At 68.1% G+C, this 16,699-nt stretch carries 17 protein-coding genes; 7 read left to right on the top strand and 10 right to left on the bottom strand.

The features are described from left to right. Positions 1-61: 61 nt before the first annotated feature. Complete coding sequence (ygfZ, locus tag QGN30_RS24865) at positions 62-1,156, bottom strand: CAF17-like 4Fe-4S cluster assembly/insertion protein YgfZ (RefSeq protein WP_225330802.1); 1,095 nt, start codon at positions 1,154-1,156, stop codon at positions 62-64. A gap of 142 nt (positions 1,157-1,298) precedes the next feature. On the opposite strand from ygfZ, the gene QGN30_RS24860 reads away from it, so the two are divergent. Then, positions 1,299-2,168, top strand: a complete 870-nt coding sequence (locus QGN30_RS24860; protein WP_014383803.1) for an aminodeoxychorismate lyase — start codon at positions 1,299-1,301, stop codon at positions 2,166-2,168. Positions 2,169-2,421: 253 nt separating this feature from the next. On the opposite strand, the gene QGN30_RS24855 is transcribed toward QGN30_RS24860, so the two are convergent. The 6 genes from QGN30_RS24855 to lmeA form a co-directional block, all read right to left on the bottom strand. After that, a complete protein-coding gene (locus QGN30_RS24855) occupies positions 2,422-3,078 on the bottom strand; it encodes an FABP family protein (protein WP_008263908.1) in 657 nt (218 codons plus the stop codon). A 355-nt stretch (positions 3,079-3,433) separates the two neighbouring features. Next, positions 3,434-3,736: a DUF1416 domain-containing protein gene (locus QGN30_RS24850; RefSeq protein WP_008263909.1), complete on the bottom strand. Its 303-nt coding sequence runs from the start codon at positions 3,734-3,736 to the stop codon at positions 3,434-3,436. 1 nt (position 3,737) lies between these two features. After that, positions 3,738-4,571 (bottom strand): sulfurtransferase, encoded by an 834-nt coding sequence (locus QGN30_RS24845; RefSeq protein WP_008263910.1) that lies wholly within the window; start codon positions 4,569-4,571, stop codon positions 3,738-3,740. Positions 4,572-4,608: 37 nt separating this feature from the next. Beyond that, on the bottom strand, positions 4,609-5,079 hold the full coding sequence (locus QGN30_RS24840; protein WP_009955018.1) for a DUF4395 domain-containing protein: 471 nt from the start codon (positions 5,077-5,079) through the stop codon (positions 4,609-4,611). Between the two features lie 224 nt (positions 5,080-5,303). Continuing rightward, a complete protein-coding gene (locus tag QGN30_RS24835; RefSeq protein WP_009955017.1) occupies positions 5,304-5,738 on the bottom strand; it encodes a thioredoxin family protein in 435 nt (144 codons plus the stop codon). A gap of 49 nt (positions 5,739-5,787) precedes the next feature. Then, complete coding sequence (lmeA, locus tag QGN30_RS24830; protein ID WP_009955016.1) at positions 5,788-6,600, bottom strand: mannan chain length control protein LmeA; 813 nt, start codon at positions 6,598-6,600, stop codon at positions 5,788-5,790. A 169-nt stretch (positions 6,601-6,769) separates the two neighbouring features. Here lmeA and QGN30_RS24825 point away from each other — a divergent pair, with 169 nt between their 5' ends. The 6 genes from QGN30_RS24825 to pstB all read left to right on the top strand — a co-directional run bounded on the left by QGN30_RS24825 (position 6,770) and on the right by pstB (position 12,532). Beyond that, positions 6,770-7,558, top strand: coding sequence for a winged helix-turn-helix transcriptional regulator (locus QGN30_RS24825; protein ID WP_014379102.1), 789 nt, complete (start codon positions 6,770-6,772; stop codon positions 7,556-7,558). Next, positions 7,555-8,484, top strand: a complete 930-nt coding sequence (gene mshD / locus QGN30_RS24820; RefSeq protein ID WP_248923383.1) for a mycothiol synthase — start codon at positions 7,555-7,557, stop codon at positions 8,482-8,484. The genes QGN30_RS24825 and mshD overlap by 4 nt, the downstream gene beginning before the upstream one ends. Positions 8,485-8,648: 164 nt before the next feature. Further along, a complete protein-coding gene (pstS, locus tag QGN30_RS24815) occupies positions 8,649-9,773 on the top strand; it encodes a phosphate ABC transporter substrate-binding protein PstS (protein ID WP_038538407.1) in 1,125 nt (374 codons plus the stop codon). A 15-nt stretch (positions 9,774-9,788) separates the two neighbouring features. Next, the gene (gene pstC, locus QGN30_RS24810; protein ID WP_020188694.1) at positions 9,789-10,832 is read left to right on the top strand and encodes a phosphate ABC transporter permease subunit PstC; all 1,044 of its coding nucleotides are present in this window, start codon (positions 9,789-9,791) and stop codon (positions 10,830-10,832) included. After that, positions 10,829-11,743, top strand: coding sequence for a phosphate ABC transporter permease PstA (pstA, locus tag QGN30_RS24805; protein ID WP_014379105.1), 915 nt, complete (start codon positions 10,829-10,831; stop codon positions 11,741-11,743). Before pstC ends, pstA begins: the two co-directional genes overlap by 4 nt. Before the next feature lie 12 nt (positions 11,744-11,755). After that, the gene (gene pstB, locus QGN30_RS24800; RefSeq protein WP_008263919.1) at positions 11,756-12,532 is read left to right on the top strand and encodes a phosphate ABC transporter ATP-binding protein PstB; all 777 of its coding nucleotides are present in this window, start codon (positions 11,756-11,758) and stop codon (positions 12,530-12,532) included. Here pstB and phoU read toward each other — a convergent pair. The 3 genes from phoU to dusB all read right to left on the bottom strand — a co-directional run bounded on the left by phoU (position 12,529) and on the right by dusB (position 16,666). Continuing rightward, positions 12,529-13,197 carry a phosphate signaling complex protein PhoU gene (phoU, locus tag QGN30_RS24795; protein WP_008263921.1) on the bottom strand — a complete coding sequence of 223 codons (669 nt, stop codon included), beginning with the start codon at positions 13,195-13,197 and terminating at the stop codon, positions 12,529-12,531. The two genes, pstB and phoU, sit on opposite strands and share 4 nt — an antisense overlap. Before the next feature lie 58 nt (positions 13,198-13,255). Next, positions 13,256-15,370: an LCP family protein gene (locus QGN30_RS24790; protein WP_326565964.1), complete on the bottom strand. Its 2,115-nt coding sequence runs from the start codon at positions 15,368-15,370 to the stop codon at positions 13,256-13,258. Positions 15,371-15,580: 210 nt separating this feature from the next. Further along, positions 15,581-16,666, bottom strand: a complete 1,086-nt coding sequence (dusB, locus tag QGN30_RS24785) for a tRNA dihydrouridine synthase DusB (RefSeq protein WP_326567448.1) — start codon at positions 16,664-16,666, stop codon at positions 15,581-15,583. Positions 16,667-16,699 lie beyond the last annotated feature (33 nt).

The raw sequence follows: 16,699 nt of genomic DNA, 5'->3' as shown, positions 1-16,699 counted from the left end.
TACCGTGCCCCGCCAGTGGGCGTCGGTGCCCCCTGCTCGCTGTGGCGGACGTTACCGTTCATTATCCCGCACCGCCCCGCAACCGTTCAACGGCCAGTCGCCCGGCGCCGATCTGTTCGGTGGGAGGCAGGGAATCGACGTCGATCACGGCGGCGACCGCGGCCTCCGGACCGGTCGCCAATTCCGTCTCGGCGGGCAGCCCGCGCTTGAGCAGCGCCAGCGCGATCGGTCCGAGGTCGACGTGATCGACCACGGTGCCGAGCCGGCCGACGGCACGTCCGCCGGCCAGCACCGGGTCGCCCGTCGACGGCCGTTCCACCGAGCCGTCCAGGTGCAGCAACACCAGCATCCGGGGCGGCCTGCCCAGGTTGTGCACCCGCGCGACGGTCTCTTGCCCGCGGTAACAGCCTTTGTCCAGATGGACGGCGCCCTCGCCGGGGCCGCCGATCCACCCCACCTCGTGCGGGATCGTGCGTTCATCGGTGTCGACGCCGAGCCGTGGCCGCACTGCCGCGACCCGGTGGGCTTCGTAGGCCCACACGCCGCCGGGCCGCACCCCGGCCTGCGACAACCGGTTTCGCCAGTCACCGGCGTCGCCGCGCGGAACCACCAGGTCCAGTTCGACCGACCCGGCCGGCGTGCCGGGCATCCGTCGCACGAACCCGCCGTCGAGGGGAACCGCGGACAGCTCGGCGGGCAGCGCATCCACTCCGAGCGCGTCGAGCATCGTTTGGTCGGCCAACCGCGGGCCCAGCAACGAGAGCACGGCCAGATCGGCGTCGCTCGGAGTGACCTCGGACCAGAACACCATCTTGCGCAGGTATTCCAAAAGCGGCTCGGCGCGCCACGGTTCGGTGTCGAGGTAGGTGGTGCCCCCGAGCTCGGTCTGGATCCAGTGGTCCTCGACGCGGCCCTGACCGTCCAGGCTCAGATTCTGCGTGCTGGCGCCCTCGGGAAGGTTGCTGACGTGCTGCGTCGAAATGCTGTGCAACCACGTCTGGCGATCGTTGCCGGTCAAGGTGAGCACACCGCGGTGGGAGCGGTCGACCACGACCGCGTCGGTTTCGGCCGCGCGCTGCTCGCCCAGCGGGTCACCGTAATGCCAGACGGCGCCGGCGTCGGGTCCGGAATCGGGTGCGGGGACGGGGTGGCTCACACGTCAACTCTACGGCCGTCGAGTGTGCGCCCAACGAGTGTGCAGCCCGCCGCACGTTCGTCGACGACTGTGCGGCCGGCTTCACATTCGGCCCGGGAGCGGTGAGCCGATAGGCTTCTCCACCATGGCTGGCCCCAACGGTGTGATCGTCACGCTGGACGGCGAAATCCATTCGCCGGACGCGCCGCTGTTGCACGCCGACGACCTGGCGGCGGTGCGCGGCGACGGCGTCTTCGAGACGCTGTTGGTGCGCGACGGCCGGGCCTGTCTGATCGAATCGCATCTGCAGCGGCTGACCCAGTCGGCCGTGCTGACCGATCTGCCCGCCCCGGATCTGCCGCGCTGGCGTAGTGCGATCGAGGCGGCCACGCGGCGGTGGTGCGCGGGCACCGCGGACGAAGGCGCGATGCGGCTGATCTACAGCCGTGGCCGGGAGGGCGGTTCGACGCCGACGGCCTACGTCATGGTCAACGGCGTTCCCGAACGCGTCACGGCGGTCCGACGCGACGGACTGGCGGCCATCACCCTCGATCGCGGCCTGCCCGCCACGGGCGTCGACGCGATGCCGTGGCTGCTGGCCGGCGCCAAGACGCTGTCCTACGCGGTGAACATGGCCGCCCTGCGCCACGCCGCCCGCCAGGATGCCGGTGACGTCATCTTCGTCAGCACGGACGGTTACATCCTGGAGGGCCCACGCTCGACCGTGGTGATCGCCACCGACTCCGATGCACCCGAGGGCACGCCGTGCCTGCTGACGCCCCCGCCGTGGTATCCGATTCTGCGCGGCACCACCCAGCAGGCCCTGTTCGAGGTGGCCCGGGCCAAGGGGTACGACTGCGATTACCGGGCGCTGCGCGTCGCGGATCTGGTTGCTGCGCAAGGTGTTTGGCTGATCTCGAGCATGACGTTGGCCGCCCGGGTGCATACCCTCAACGGATTGCCGCTGCCGCGGTCGCCGATGGCGGCGGACTTCGCCGAATTGGTCGACGCCGCCATCGTCAGCGATCGCTGAGCGCTGAATCCTGTTGTCGCCTCTGCGATTCGCGGGTACGGTCGGCCGTACACAAGGAAGGAGGTGGTCCGAGAAATTGATAGCTTCATGGACATGTGAGGTGGCTGCGCGCTAGCTGCATCGGCTCGGAAGAGCCGGCGATACAGATGCGCTGGCGAATTCCCCGCAGTCACCCGGCCCCCGAGCTTCCGGTTTTGTCCGACCTGGAACACGGCTCGGGGGCCGCTCCATGTCGGCGGCCGCTACCGAGCTGCTAGCCGGCGAACCGGGACAACCGCGCCGAAAGATGCGGCACCAGGCCGCCGTCGGCGTCGACCCGCTCCTCGACATAGGCCAGATCGCCGCCCTCGACGATGCCGTAGAGCCGTTTGGCGCCGCCGACCAGCACGCCGGATCTGCTGCGGGCCAGCGCATCGGTCACCAGCTCCCACGACGACTGGGTGCGCGGGCGCCCGTAGAACAGTTCGACATAGCCCGCCGAATGGGCCAACAGCAGCTCGATCGCCTGGGATTCGCTGGGGTCGTCGGGATCGTTGACGAAGCGCCAGAAACCGGTCTCACGCAGATCGCGCTCCTGGTAATCGCCCGTCGCGCTCAGCCGCCAGGAGCGCGATTCCCAGTTGAGATAGTCGCCGCCGTCGTGAGAGACCACGATCTGCTGGCCGAACCGGTAGTCGCCGTCGTGGCCGCGGCCCTCGCCTTCGCCGCGCCACACGCCGACCAGCGGCAGCAACGCCAGCAGCGCGTCATTGAGATTCGCGCCCTCGCGCAGGTTGGCGGTGTCGGCGGGCAGGGGCAGGTCATCGAAGGACGGGATGTTGCGGCCGGCGGTCACCTTGGCGCGCTCAGCGGCGGCGGCCACCGCCCGGTCGCCGGAACTAGCCGCACTCAACGGTTCGTCGGAGGTCATGGTCGCTCCTCCCCATCGCTGCGCTCTGGATCGTCGCCGGCGGGGGTCATGTGCGCCGCTCCTCCCCATCGCTGCGCTCTGGATCGTCGCCGGCGGGGGTCATGTGCGCCGCTCCTCCCCATCGCTGCGCTCTGGATCGTCGCCGGCGGGGGTCATGTGCGCCGCTCCTCCCCATCGCTGCGCTCTGGATCGTCGCCGGCGCGCGTCACGACTCGTCAGTGATGAGCCGGTAGAGGGTGTAGAGGGCGAACCATGAAATCACCACAACCGCCACAACCAGCATGATCTCGAAGAACAGCACCACGGGGACAAGTCTATTCGTCCCGTCGCGGCACAGTCGCGGGCAGCTGGCCGATCAGGCGATCTTGACGTCGACCTCGTGGATGCCGGCGCCCGACGGCGTCACGACGGCGTTCCCGTTGCCGGCCGCCGACAGTGCGCGCAGCGTCCAGGATCCGGGAGCGGCGAAGAACCGGAAGTCACCGGTGGCCGAGGCCACCACCTCGGCGGTGAACTCGTCCGACGAGTCCAGCAAGCGGACGAACGCGCCACCCACTGCCTGGCCATCGCCGTCCACGACGCGGCCGGTGATCACCGTTTCCTTTTCCAGGTCGACGCTGGCGGGCAACGTCAGTCCTTGCTTCGGTGCAGAGCACATATCAGCTTCCCAACTCGATCGGGGCCCCCACCAGGGAACCGTATTCCGTCCAACTGCCGTCGTAGTTCTTGACATTCCTGTGCCCGAGCAATTCGTAGAGAACGAACCAGGTGTGCGACGACCGCTCGCCGATGCGGCAGTAGGCGATCGTTTCTTTGTCGCCGTCCAGGCCGGCCGCGGCGTACAGCTCGGCCAGCTCCTCGTCGGACTTGAAGGTGCCGTCCTCGTTGGCGGCCTTGCTCCAAGGCACGTTGATGGCGCCCGGGATGTGGCCGGGCCGCTGGCTTTGTTCCTGCGGCAAATGCGCGGGCGCCAGGATCTTGCCGGAAAACTCGTCGGGGGAACGCACGTCGACCAGGTTCTTGACGTTGATGGCCGCGATGACGTCGTCGCGGAACGCCCGGATGCTGTTGTCCGGTGCGGCCGCCGTGTACGACGTCGCGGGCCTGCTGACGGTATCGCTGGACAGTGCGCGGCCGTCGAGCTCCCACTTCTTGCGGCCGCCGTCGAGCAGCTTGACCTTCTCGTGGCCGTACAGCTTGAAGTACCAGTACGCGTAGGCGGCGAACCAGTTGTTGTTGCCGCCGTAGAGGATCACGGTGTCGTCATTGGAGATGCCGCGCTCGCTGAGCAGTTTCGAGAACTGCTGGGCGTCGACGAAGTCGCGCTTGACCGGGTCCTGCAAATCGGAGCGCCAGTCCAGCTTGATCGCGCCGGGGATGTGACCGGCGTCGTAAGCGCTGGTGTCCTCGTCGACTTCGACAAAGACGACGCCGGACGCGTCGAGATTGCTCTCAGCCCAGTCGGTCGAGACCAGGACGTCGGAGCGTGCCATGGAGTGGGTCCTTTCGATCACTTTTGGTTACAGCAGGTCAGGTGGGGCGCGCGCCGCCTCGCAAGCGGGCCACCAGTGGGTAGAGCTGGCAGCCCAGGCAGATTCCGAAGGCCGCGTTGAGGAACGCGGCCGCCAGGGCGGCCGCGGTGGCGATGACGCCGACCAGGACGGCACCGGCGGCGAAACCGGCCGTACCCAGCACGGCGAAGATCAGGCCGACGAGTTGGGCGAACTTCAGCGGCGCGGCGGGTTCGCGGTCCTGCACCGGGTCCAGCCGGGGCGCGACGACGGCGGCGAATATCCGGCCGTAGGGGTGCTGGCGGGGCCCGGCGACGGCGCCGATGGCGAAGATGACGGCCTGGATGGCAAGGATCGCCGCCGCGGCGGCCGGGCTGACCGCCGACACGACCAGCGTCAGGATCAAGACCCCGGTGGTCACCCACGCGGCAAATCGTGGTCCACGCACGTCGACGAGGTCGGGCTGCGTGGCGGTGTTGCTGCTCGGCAAGGTGTTACTCCTCGAATACCCCTGTTGCTGACGGAAATGACGATTGGAGAGGTGCCACGGTCGGGATCCGGGCCCGCTCCGAGTGCTACGCGAAGGCGCGGCTACTCAGCAGCAACAGCAACAACAACAGCCCGCGGTGCGGCACAGCGCAACTGCGCGGCGCTTGGTGAGCATGGGCTCGAGGCGGGCTAACACGTCGGTCAGCTTACCCAATGACACCGTGGTCAAGCCAACAGCGGTTTCAGGGCGGACCGCAGGTCGGCGGCGCTGGGCACTCCCGAGGTCCGGTAGCGCTGCCGCCCGTCGATGTCGAAGATCAACGTGGTGGGCAGGGACAGCACCGAATAACGGCGCGCGGTCTCGGGATTGGCGTCCAGGTCGACCTCGACGTGGGCTATCGGAGATCCCGGGTCGCCCAGGTCGTCGCAGACCTGGGTGACGACCCGGCGCACCCGGTCGCACGGCCCGCACCACGGGGCGCTGAAATGCACGACGGTCGGGCCGCCGCGGGAAAGTCCCAGGGCTGCGACGTCGGCGGCGGGGTCGCGATCCGGCCCGGGATCGATTTCCCGGATGCTGCCGGAGCGGCGGGTCAACAGCCAGCCGAGCAGCGTCGCGACGGCGAGCGCGGCGACGGTCACCACGATCACCGTCATCATGCGCGCCACCCCTGGCCATCGCCGCGTTCGGCGGCATCGTCAGCGTGCGTCATGACCGTTTAAACCCATCGAGGGACACCGTTACTCCATAGGTGATGCCCTCGATGATGACGTCGGAGCCGCGCGCGCCCTCGGTGGTGGGCGCGACGCCGAAGGGAAGCCGCTGATCGGGAAGCCTGCCCGCGAAGGCGTGCAGCACCGCGTAGTGCTTGTCGGCCGGGACGGTCTGGTCGGCGGTGTCCGGCCCGGTCAGCACGCCGGTGGGGGTGAAGACCAACGTCGCCGGGTCGTCGGGGGCGATGGACAGGTCGACCGAGACGCTGACGCGGTGATCGAAGCCGGAGGATTTGGGCGTGCCGGTGAACACCAGCCCGTGGCTGTCGGAGATGCCCGACGCGGTGACGCCGCCGGTCGAAGTGTTGGTTTCCTTGGGCGGGGCCTCGACCATCAGGTCGCTGATGCCCAGGTAGCGGCCCAGGTGGGTCGAGTCGATGATGATGCGGCTTTCCAGCTTGTGCACCGCGAGCTTCGCGTCGCGCGTGATCAGCCACGACGCACGCGCGAGATCCACCGAGTACATCGTGGCCTCGAGGGTGGCTTTGCCGGTCATCGCGTGTTCGACGGCGTTGGCCTTGATCTCCACCTGGTCGTAGTTGCCGCGCATGGCCTGCGGAATGAAGGGAAACGCCACGATGGCCACGAACGGGTCGCTGCCCAGGTTGGCCGCCTTGCGCACGCTGGCCGACAGCCGGTATTCGGCATAGATGCTGGTGCCGTAGTCGACTCCGATCGCGCCGAGGGCGACCACGGCCAGCAGGATCGCGGTCGCGGTCACGGCAATCAGCACCTTGCGCACCCGCATATTGTGGCGTAACCCCCGGCGGGGCCGGATCGCCCGTGGCGGGGCTCACAGTGGCTCGTCCGCCACGCGAAAAAACCAGGTAACACGTTATCGTTAGATGACCTGGTAACTAACGCGTGATGGCGTTGTGAATTTGGGAGATGCCGTTCCCCCGAGCTGGAGGGACTAGTTGGAGCTTTTACTGCTGACCTCGGAGCTGCATCCCGATCCGGTCCTGCCCTCGTTGTCGCTGCTTCCGCATCCCGTGCGGACGGCGCCGCCGGAACCAGCTTCGCTGCTCGAGGCCGGGACGGCGGACGCCGTGATCGTGGATGCGCGCACCGATTTGTCGTCCGCGCGTGGGCTGTGCCGCCTGCTGAGCACCGCCGGCCGGTCGGTTCCCGTGTTGGCGGTGGTGAGCGAAGGCGGGCTGGTGGCCATCAGCGCGGACTGGGGTCTCGACGAGATCCTGCTGCCCACCACCGGGCCGGCCGAGATCGACGCGAGGCTGCGGCTGGTGGTCGGCCGCCGCGGCGGGCTCGCGGACCAGGAAAGCGCCGGCAAGGTGAGCCTGGGCGAGTTGGTGATCGACGAAGGCACCTACACCGCCCGGCTGCGTGGCCGCCCGCTCGATCTCACCTACAAGGAATTCGAGTTGCTCAAGTACCTGGCTCAGCACGCCGGGCGGGTATTCACGCGGGCGCAGCTGCTGCATGAGGTGTGGGGGTACGACTTCTTCGGCGGCACCCGCACCGTCGATGTGCACGTGCGTCGGCTGCGGGCCAAACTCGGTTCCGAGCACGAGGCGTTGATCGGCACGGTCCGCAACGTGGGTTACAAGGCGGTCCGCCCGGCCCGCGGCCGCGCTCCGGCGACCGACTCGTCCGACCCCGACGGCACGGATGGCGGCGAATCCGGTGCGGAATCCGACTCCGAGGACGTCAAAGATCCGTTGGTCGATCCCTTGCACACTCAGTGATCCCGCCCGACTGGCGCCGGACGCTGACCGACGACGAACAGCGGGGCGTGCGCGAACTTGTCGGTGCTGCAACGGAATTCGATGGGGTGGCGCCCGTCGGCGAGCAGGTACTGCGCGAACTCGGACATGACCGCACCGAGCACCTGCGGATCACCTCGGACGACGCCGGCGCAATCATCGGTTATCTCAATCTCAGCCCGGCCCGCGAGGGTGAGACGGCCATGGCCGAACTCGTCGTGCACCCACGGGCGCGTCGGCGCGGGATCGGGGCCACGCTGATTCGCGCGGCGTTGGCCAAAACAGGTGCGAGCAACCGGTTTTGGGCGCACGGCACGCTCGAGCCCGCCCGCGCGACCGCGTCCGCGCTGGGCCTGGCGCCCGTGCGGGAACTGATGCAGATGCGACGCTCGCTGCGCGATCTCCCCGACACCGCGCCGTCGGTGCCCGGGGTGCGGATCCGCACCTATTCGGGCACGGCCGACGACGCCGAGCTGCTGCGCGTCAACAACGCCGCGTTTGCCTACCACCCCGAGCAGGGCGGCTGGACCGACGTCGAACTGGCGGAGCGGCGCGACGAACCGTGGTTCGACCCGGCCGGCTTATTTCTGGCGTTCGATGACTCCGCCGCCGATCAGGGCGGCAGGCTGCTGGGTTTTCACTGGACGAAGGTGCACCTCGATCGGCCCGGTTTGGGGGAGGTGTACGTCGTGGGCGTCGATCCGTCGGCCCAGGGCCGCGGACTGGGCCAGGCGTTGACCGCCGTCGGCATCGAATGGTTGGCCCGCCGCCTGGCCGACACCGCCGATCCCACCGTGATGCTCTACGTCGAGTCGGACAACGTCGCCGCCGTGCGCACCTACCAGCGCTTGGGGTTCACCACCTACAGCGTCGACACCGCATACGCGGTCACACCCGCGGCCAACTGACCGCGGGTACGCGGGGCATCGAGCCGGATCGTTAACCTGGTCCTTGCTACCGAGGCGTTGCTGCGCGCCGGGGCGGCGCATACTTTCGCCGCGACGGGCAACCTGGCAGGGGATGACCAGCGGCGCCCACATGCGTCTTGAACGGTGTCATGAAAGCGAGATCGGTGAAGCTCGACAGGCAGGGCAGGGCGGCGGCCGCGGTGGCGCTGGCGACGGCACTCGGCGTCGCGGCGCTGACCGCCTGCGGCAGCGACGAGAACCGTCCCGGAGCCGCGGCGCCCAGCGTCACCGCCCCCGCGGGCACCGCGGGGTGTGGCGGCAAGAACAACCTGACGGCGGAAGGCTCGACCGCGCAAGCGAACGCCATCACCGTCTTCAACCAGGTGTGGGGCCAGTACTGCCCGGGCAAGGGTCTGGCCTACAACCCGACCGGGTCGGGCGCCGGTCGCGAGCAGTTCATCGCCGGGCACGTGGACTTCGCGGGGGCCGACTCTCCTTTGGTCGCCGAACAGATCGGACCGGCCGCAAGCCGGTGCGGCGGGAACCCGGCGTGGGACCTGCCCCTGGTGTTCGGCCCGATCGCGCTCGCCTACAACCTGCCGGGGAATCCGGCCCTGGTGGTCAGCAGTGACGCGGTGGCCAAAATTTTCACCGGCAAGATCACCACGTGGAACGACCCCATCCTCGTCGGGCTCAACCCGGGTGTGGCCCTGCCCGACACGAGGATCACGCCGATCTACCGGTCCGACTCGTCGGGAACCACCGACAACGTGCAGAAGTATCTGACCGCCGCCGCCCCGCAGAGCTGGGCCAAAGGGGTCGGTACGGAATTCCAGGGCGGCGTCGGCGAGGGCGCGGCGAAGTCGTCCGGGGTCATCCAGGCGGTCCAGACCATTCCGGGCGCCATCGGATACGTCCAGAAGGGCTTCGCCGACCAGGCGCGCATGTCCTACGCCAAAATCGCCACCCGCGGCGGGGTGGTCCCGCTTACCAACGACACGGCCGGAAACGCCATCAAGGCGGCCAAATTCCTCGGCGAGGGAAACGACCTGTTGCTCGACCTCAACGCCATGTACGGCTCGCAGGAGCCGGGCGTCTATCCGCTGGTGCTCGTGACCTACGAGATCGTCTGCTCCAAGGGCTACGACGCCGAGACCGCCGGGGCAATCAAATCGTTCCTCTCCATCGCCGCCACCAGCGGGCAGGCCGAACTTTCCTCGGCCGGTTACATTCCGCTGCCCGATAAGGTCAAGGAACGACTGGTCGCCGCCATCGATGCGCTGCAGTGACCAGGTGAGATCGCAGTGACGGAGTTTTCGGGGCCAAACCCAATCGACTCGGGCGCGGGCGCGGTCCTCGCCACGTCCATTCCCGAGTCGCCGACGACACCCACCAGCCCGTGGGGCGAGGCCCGACCACATGTGGGAGACCGGATATTCCGGCGGCTCGCGCAGACCTCGGGCGTGCTGATCATCGTCGTGATCGCCGCGATCGCCGTCTTCCTGATCGGGCGCGCGGCACCGGCGTTGCAGCGCAACCGCGAGAACTTCTTCAGCTACGGCGGTAACTGGGTCACCACCGACCCGTCGGCGATGCACTTCGGGATCGCCAGCCTGTTGCCGGTGACCGTGTTCGTGTCGCTGTTCGCGTTGACCTTGGCCATGCCCGTCGCGCTGGGCGTCGCCCTCTTCATCACCCAGTACGCGCCGCGGCGCGTGGCGACGCCGCTGGCCTACGCGGTCGATCTGCTGGCCGCGGTTCCCTCGATCATCTACGGCGCCTGGGGCCTTTATGTGTTGGCGCCGCAACTGCGGCCCATCGCCACCTGGCTCAACCGTTCCGTGGGCTGGTGCTTTCTGTTCGCCGACGGCAACGCGTCGGCCGCCGGCGGCGGCACCATCTTCACCGGCGGCATCGTCTTGGCGGTGATGATCCTGCCGATCGTCACCGCCGTCACCCGCGAGGTCTTCGTCCAGACACCGCAGGACCAGATCGAAGCCGCGCTGGCGCTGGGCGCCACCCGATGGGAAGTGGTCAAGACCGTCACCCTGCCGTTCGGGCGGTCCGGCTACATCAGCGGCGGGATGCTGGGGCTGGGTCGCGCGCTGGGCGAAACGGTCGCGCTGCTGATCATCTTGCGGGGCACCCAGTCGGCGTTCGGCTGGTCGCTGTTCGACGGCGGCTCCACCTTCGCCACCAAGATCGCGGGCGCCGCGGCCGAGTTCGACGACCGGTTCAAGTCGGGCGCCTACATCGCCGCGGGCCTGACACTCTTCGCGCTCACCTTCCTCGTCGACGCCCTGGCCCGGGGCGCCGTCGCCGGGGCCGGCCGAAAGGCCGCGCGATGACGTCGATGCTGGACCGCCCGCTCAAGTCGCGGACGTTCTCACCGCTGTCCCGGCGCCGCCGTACCGCGAATCGTGTTGCGACCGTACTGGTTTCGCTGGCATTGCTGGTGGCCGTGGCGCCGCTGGTGATGGTGCTGTGGTCGGTGACCGTCAAGGGAGTCAGGGCGATCACCTCCACCGTCTGGTGGTCGCACTCGCAAGCCGGGATGACGGCCTTCGTGACCGGCGGCGGCGCCTACCATGCGCTGGTCGGCACCGTGCTGCAGGGATTGGTGTGCGCCGCCATCTCCATTCCGATCGGTCTGATGGTCGCGATCTATCTGGTCGAATACGGCGGCGGCACTGCGCTGGGCCGGTTGGCCTCGTTCATGGTGGACATCCTGAGCGGGGTGCCCTCGATCGTGGCGGCGTTGTTCGTCTACGCGTTGTGTGTGGCCACGCTGGGCCTGCCCCGCTCGGAGTTCGCGGTATCGCTGGCGCTGGTGTTGCTGATGCTGCCGGTGATCGTGCGGGCGACCGAGGAAATGCTGCGGGTGGTTCCGGTGGATCTGCGCGAGGCCAGCTACGCCCTGGGCATCACCAAGTGGAAGACCATCGTCCGGGTGGTCATTCCCACCGGGCTGTCCGGCATCGTCACCGGGATCTTGCTGGCGATGGCACGGGTGATGGGGGAGACGGCGCCGCTGTTGATCCTCGTCGGCTATGCGCAATCGATGAACTTCAACATCTTCAGCGACTTCATGGGGACGCTGCCAGGCATGATGTACAACCAGACGTCGGTCGGCGCGGGCCTCAACCCCATCCCCACGGATCGGTTGTGGGGTGCCGCGTTAACCCTCATCCTGGTGATCGCCGCGATCAATATCGTGGCTCGAGTGATAGCGAAATTCCTTGGCGCCAGAAAGTCATAGGCAGGAGCAGTAGTGGCCAAACGGTTGGACCTCAAGGGCGTCAACATCTACTACGGGTCGTTTCACGCCGTCGCGGAGGTGACGCTGACGGTGTTGCCGCGCAGTGTCACCGCGTTCATCGGCCCGTCGGGGTGCGGCAAGACGACGGTGCTGCGCACCCTCAACCGCATGCATGAGGTGGTGCCCGGCGGGCGCGTCGAGGGCAGCGTGCTGCTCGACGACGAGGACATCTACGGCGCCGGTGTCGACCCGGTCGGTGTGCGCCGGGCCATCGGGATGGTGTTCCAGCGTCCGAACCCGTTCCCCGCCATGTCAATTCGCGACAACGTGGTGGCCGGCCTGAAGCTGCAAGGGGTGCGCAATCGCAAGGTGCTCGATGAGACGGCCGAATACTCGCTGCGCGGCGCGAACCTGTGGGACGAGGTCAAGGATCGGTTGGACCGGCCCGGTGGTGGTCTGTCCGGCGGGCAGCAGCAGCGGCTGTGCATCGCCAGGGCCATCGCCGTGCAGCCCGACGTGCTGCTCATGGACGAGCCGTGCTCGGCGCTGGACCCGATCTCGACGATGGCCATCGAGGAGCTGATCAGCGAGCTGAAGCAGGACTACACGATCGTCATCGTCACCCACAATATGCAGCAGGCGGCCCGGGTCAGCGACTACACCGCGTTTTTCAACCTGGAAGCCGTCGGGAAACCGGGGCGGCTGATCGAGGTCGACGACACCGAGAAGATCTTTTCCAACCCGAATCAAAAGGCGACCGAGGACTACATCTCGGGCCGTTTCGGCTAGCTGGACGGCGGTTTCGCCTCTTCCTCGGGCAGTCTGCCGGTCGCCTGGAAAATGACGCGCCTGGCCACCTCGACGGCGTGGTCGGCGAAACGCTCGTAGAAGCGGCCCAGCAACGTCACGTCGACGGCCGCCGCCACGCCGTGCTTCCATTCCCGGTCCATCAGCACCGAGAACAGGTGCCGGTGCAGATCGTCCATCGCGTCGTCTTCTTCGCGGATCCGGGCCGCCTTCTCCGGGTCGCGCGACAACACCACTTCTTGGGCGCTGTTACCCAATTCGACTGCGATGCTGCCCATTTCGGCGAAGTAGCCGTTGACCTCTTCGGGCAGGGCGTGCTGGGGATGCCGCCGCCGGGCGATTTTGGCGACGTGCAACGCCAGCGCACCCATGCGGTCGATGTCCGCCACCATCTGAATGGCGCTCACGATCGACCGCAGATCACCGGCCACCGGCGCCTGCAAGGCCAGCAGCACAAAGGCGCTTTCCTCGGCGCGCGCACTCATCGCGGCGATCGCTTCGTGGTCGGAGATCACTTGCTCGGCCAGCACCAAGTCGGCTTGGAGCAGGGCTTGGGTGGCCCGCTCCATGGCGATTCCTGCCAAGCCGCACATCTCGCCGAGCCGCTCGGATAACTCCGAGAGTTGCTCGTGGTAGGCGGTTCGCATGTCGTCAAGGATACGTTCCCCGCGTCCGCGACAGGCCGCGGAGCGCCGTCAAAACGGCTTATTCGCAGGTGGTGTCGGCCGCGTTGGTGACGGTCAGGTCCTCGGGAAGCTTGGCCGGTGCGTTGCTCGAGCCGCGTTCGATCTGCAAACTCATCGACGAGCCGCTCGGTGAGGGAGCGGTGACCGACTTGAAATCCGGGCCCAGCACCACCTGTACGACCTGCCCGTAGCCGGAAACCCGCTGGACCTTGGCGTTGGCGAACGAGGACGCCACGGTGGCCGCGGCCTCTTCGTTGCCGGGCGAGAACAGCACCGTCGTCGCGGTCACCGAACTCGGGTAATCGTCGGGCGCCATCACGTTGAAGCCGTCCCGTTTGAGCTGGGTGGTCGCGGTCGCCGCCAGGCCGGTCTGCGTGGTGGCGTTGGAAACCCGCACGGTCACACCGCCGGGCGAGGTCGTCGTGACCTGTTGGTGTTGAGCCTCGGGCGTGGGGGACGGTTTCCTGGTGGTGGGGGCCTTCGACGCGCCCGTCGTCGTGCCCGAGGCGGACGAGGCGCTCAAATTCTTTGCGTTCTGGTCGTTTTCCTCCGGCAGCGGGTCGTCGTTGATGATGGCGTCGAACAGCGCCCGCATGTCGGACATGCGCGGCGGTTCGTCGCCGTTCTGGTCGGTGACGCCGGTCGGCACCGTCACGAACGTGACGTGGCCGGCCGCCATCCCCTGCAACGACTGACCGAGCTGCACCAGGTCCTTGGACTTCACGTTGTCGACGACGGTGTCGCTGATGAACATGTTGACGACGTTGTTGAGTTTGTTGAGGTCAAGCAGCGTGTCCGCCGAGATCAACGACCTCAGCAGCGACGACAAGAACAGCTGCTGGCGTTTGATACGCCCGTAGTCCCCGTTGAGTTCCGTGGTGACCTGGCGGGCCCGCACGTAATTCAATGCGGTGGAACCGTCGAGCATTTGGCGCCCGCTGTGTTCCAGCACGGTGCCCAGCTCGTAGTCGTGCAGCGAGGTGCTCGAGCACACCTCGACGCCGCCGAGGGCATCGACCATTTTCGCGAACCCGGAGAAGTCGACGGCGATGAAGCGGTTGATGCTCAAACCGGACAGCTTCTGGATTTCCTTCACCAGACACTTCGGACCGCCGAAGGCGAACGCCGAGTTCAGTTTGGTCTCGGTGTAGACCATCTTCGGTCCCCACGTCCGCGTCTTCGCGTCGTAGAGCGGGCCGTACTTGCCGGTGCTGGGGTTCCAGGCCTCGCATTGCATCGGGGTGATCGCCAGGTCGCGCGGGAAGGACACCGCCACCACGCGTTTGCGGTTGGCCGGGATGTTGACCAGCATCACGGTGTCCGAACGGGCGCCGTCGGCGTCGTCGGTGTCGCCGGCGCCCATGTTGGCGTTGTCGCCGGCGCGCGAGTCGAGACCGACGATCAAGAAGTCCTCGTCGCCGTACTGTCCGTTCGCGTCGCGGATGTCGTCCGAGTGCGGGTCGAGCGCGTTGATCGTGTTGAGCCGGGCGTTCTTCGACGTGCTCCACTGCCAGGCCCCGCCGGTCATCACCAGGGCCAGCACGGCGGCCAGCGCCGCTACCGAGCGGCCTGCCAGCAGCATCGGGCGGCGGCGTTTGGGCTCCTCGGGGGAGGCGTCGACGGCGTCGGAAGGCCGCTCGTCGGGCTCGTCGTCGTTGGGGTAGTCGGCGGCCATGAGCTCGCGAAGCTCGGAGACCGCGTCGAACGAGTAAGCGAGCTCGTCGATCACCTCTGTTTGCTGCAGCGCGAGCGGCGGCTCGGGCCCGGGCTGGAAGGCCTCGGGGCCGGGTTCAGAAAATTCGGGCTCGGGCGGCTCGGGCTCGGGTGGCTCGACCTCCGGGGCGGCGCGCCGGTGGATGGGCCGGTCGGGGGCGCCGATCTTGGCGATCAGATCGGCGACGCTGACCCCGCCCCCGGCGTGGCTTCCGGTGTGTTCCTCTTCCTGCGGCGGGGCGGGCTCGATGGCCGCTTCCGGTTGCCATCGGTGGATGTTGTCGTCGGGCGGTGGTTCGAAGAATCGCTCCCAGGGGGCAGCGCCCAAGCTCGGCGACGGGCCCGTGGGGATCGGTTGGGCGTGAGCCTCGCCCGGTGCGTGCCGACCGTTACGAGTGGCGTCGCGCTCGCCGTCACTCATGTCCTACCGGCCTCCGAAGCTCTGACGCAGACGTCAGCGTGTCCGTGCGTCGTGGCAGCGCAGCGCCGCTGTCGTCGGCGCGGCGGCTCGTGCCATCCGTTTTCGTTGCGCCCGTGCGGCGGCGCGAAACTCATCCGCCATCCAAGCGCTTGCAACAAAGCCCACATCGTACTGAGTTATCGCTCCGGAAGCGATTTCGAGCTGGTGGACTCAGCCGCCGGAGTGCATGACGTCGGCGCCGGCCGGCACGGTGCAGTCGTCGGGGTCGTCCAGCCAGCCTTCCGGGAGCACGACCCGGGCGGGTGAACCCTGCCGGCCCCGGGGCCCGCTCGCCTCATCCGGGAAGGGCACGCCGGCGTCCAACCGGTCGAGGAGGCGGTCCAGCTCGTCGAGCGTCTTGACCATCGCCAGCGCTCGGCGCAGCTCGGAGCCGGCGGGAAAGCCATGCAGGTACCAGGCGATGTGCTTGCGGATGTCGCGCATGCCCTTGTCCTCGCCGAAGTGGGCGGCCAGCAGCTGGCCGTGGCGGCGGACGATGTCGGCGACCTCGCCCAGCGTGGGCGGCGTGGGTGGCGGGCTGCCGGTGAAAGCCGCCGACAGCTCGGCGAAAAGCCAGGGCCGGCCCAGGCAGCCGCGGCCGATGACCACGCCGTCGCACCCGGTGGCGGCCATCATCGTCAGCGCGTCACTTGCGTCGTAGATGTCGCCGTTGCCGAGCACCGGGATCGTGCGCACATGCTGCTTGAGGCGGGCGATCTCGTCCCAGTCGGCGGTGCCGGAGTAGCGCTGCGCCGCCGTCCGGGCGTGCAGTGCGACCGCTGCGGCGCCCTCGCCTTCGGCGATGCGTCCGGCATCGAGGTGCGTGTGGTGCTCGTCGTCGATGCCGATGCGGAACTTGACCGTCACCGGTATCTGGGTGCCCTCGGTGGCGCGCACGGCTGCGGCGACGATCTGGCCGAAGAGCCGGCGCTTGTAGGGCAGCGCCGAGCCGCCGCCGCGCTTGGTCACCTTGGGCACCGGGCAGCCGAAATTCATGTCGATGTGATCGGCCAGCCCTTCGTCGGCGATCATCTTGGCGGCCGCGTAGGTGGCCGCGGGGTCGACGGTGTAGAGCTGCAGCGAGCGTGGCGACTCGTCGGGGGCGAACGTGGTCATGTGCATGGTGACCGGATGCCGCTCAACGAGCGCACGGGCGGTCACCATCTCGCAGACATACAGGCCGCTGACGGTGCCGACCTTGGATTGCTCCAGTTCACGGCACAGCGTCCGGAAAGCGATGTTGGTGACGCCCGCCATCGGTGCCAGGACCACCGGGCTGGCGAGCGCGAT

The organism is Mycobacterium sp. 3-98, assembly GCF_035918355.1.
GTDB lineage: Bacteria > Actinomycetota > Actinomycetes > Mycobacteriales > Mycobacteriaceae > Mycobacterium > Mycobacterium intracellulare.
The sequence above is the reverse complement of the archived record's forward strand: the minus strand, read 5'-3'. Positions and strand labels throughout refer to the sequence as shown.

Excerpts from the sequence above, each read along its gene's own strand:
- QGN30_RS24855 (WP_008263908.1), bottom strand. The coding sequence starts at position 3,078 with ATGACCTCCGACGAACCGTTGAGTGCGGCTAGTTCCGGCGACCGGGCG.
- QGN30_RS24850 (WP_008263909.1), bottom strand. The coding sequence starts at position 3,736 with ATGTGCTCTGCACCGAAGCAAGGACTGACGTTGCCCGCCAGCGTCGAC.
- QGN30_RS24845 (WP_008263910.1), bottom strand. The coding sequence starts at position 4,571 with ATGGCACGCTCCGACGTCCTGGTCTCGACCGACTGGGCTGAGAGCAAT.
- QGN30_RS24835 (WP_009955017.1), bottom strand. The coding sequence starts at position 5,738 with ATGATGACGGTGATCGTGGTGACCGTCGCCGCGCTCGCCGTCGCGACG.
- lmeA (WP_009955016.1), bottom strand. The coding sequence starts at position 6,600 with ATGCGGGTGCGCAAGGTGCTGATTGCCGTGACCGCGACCGCGATCCTG.
- pstA (WP_014379105.1), top strand. The coding sequence starts at position 10,829 with ATGACGTCGATGCTGGACCGCCCGCTCAAGTCGCGGACGTTCTCACCG.
- phoU (WP_008263921.1), bottom strand. The coding sequence starts at position 13,197 with ATGCGAACCGCCTACCACGAGCAACTCTCGGAGTTATCCGAGCGGCTC.
- QGN30_RS24790 (WP_326565964.1), bottom strand. The coding sequence starts at position 15,370 with ATGAGTGACGGCGAGCGCGACGCCACTCGTAACGGTCGGCACGCACCG.
- dusB (WP_326567448.1), bottom strand. The coding sequence starts at position 16,666 with ATGGCGGGCGTCACCAACATCGCTTTCCGGACGCTGTGCCGTGAACTG.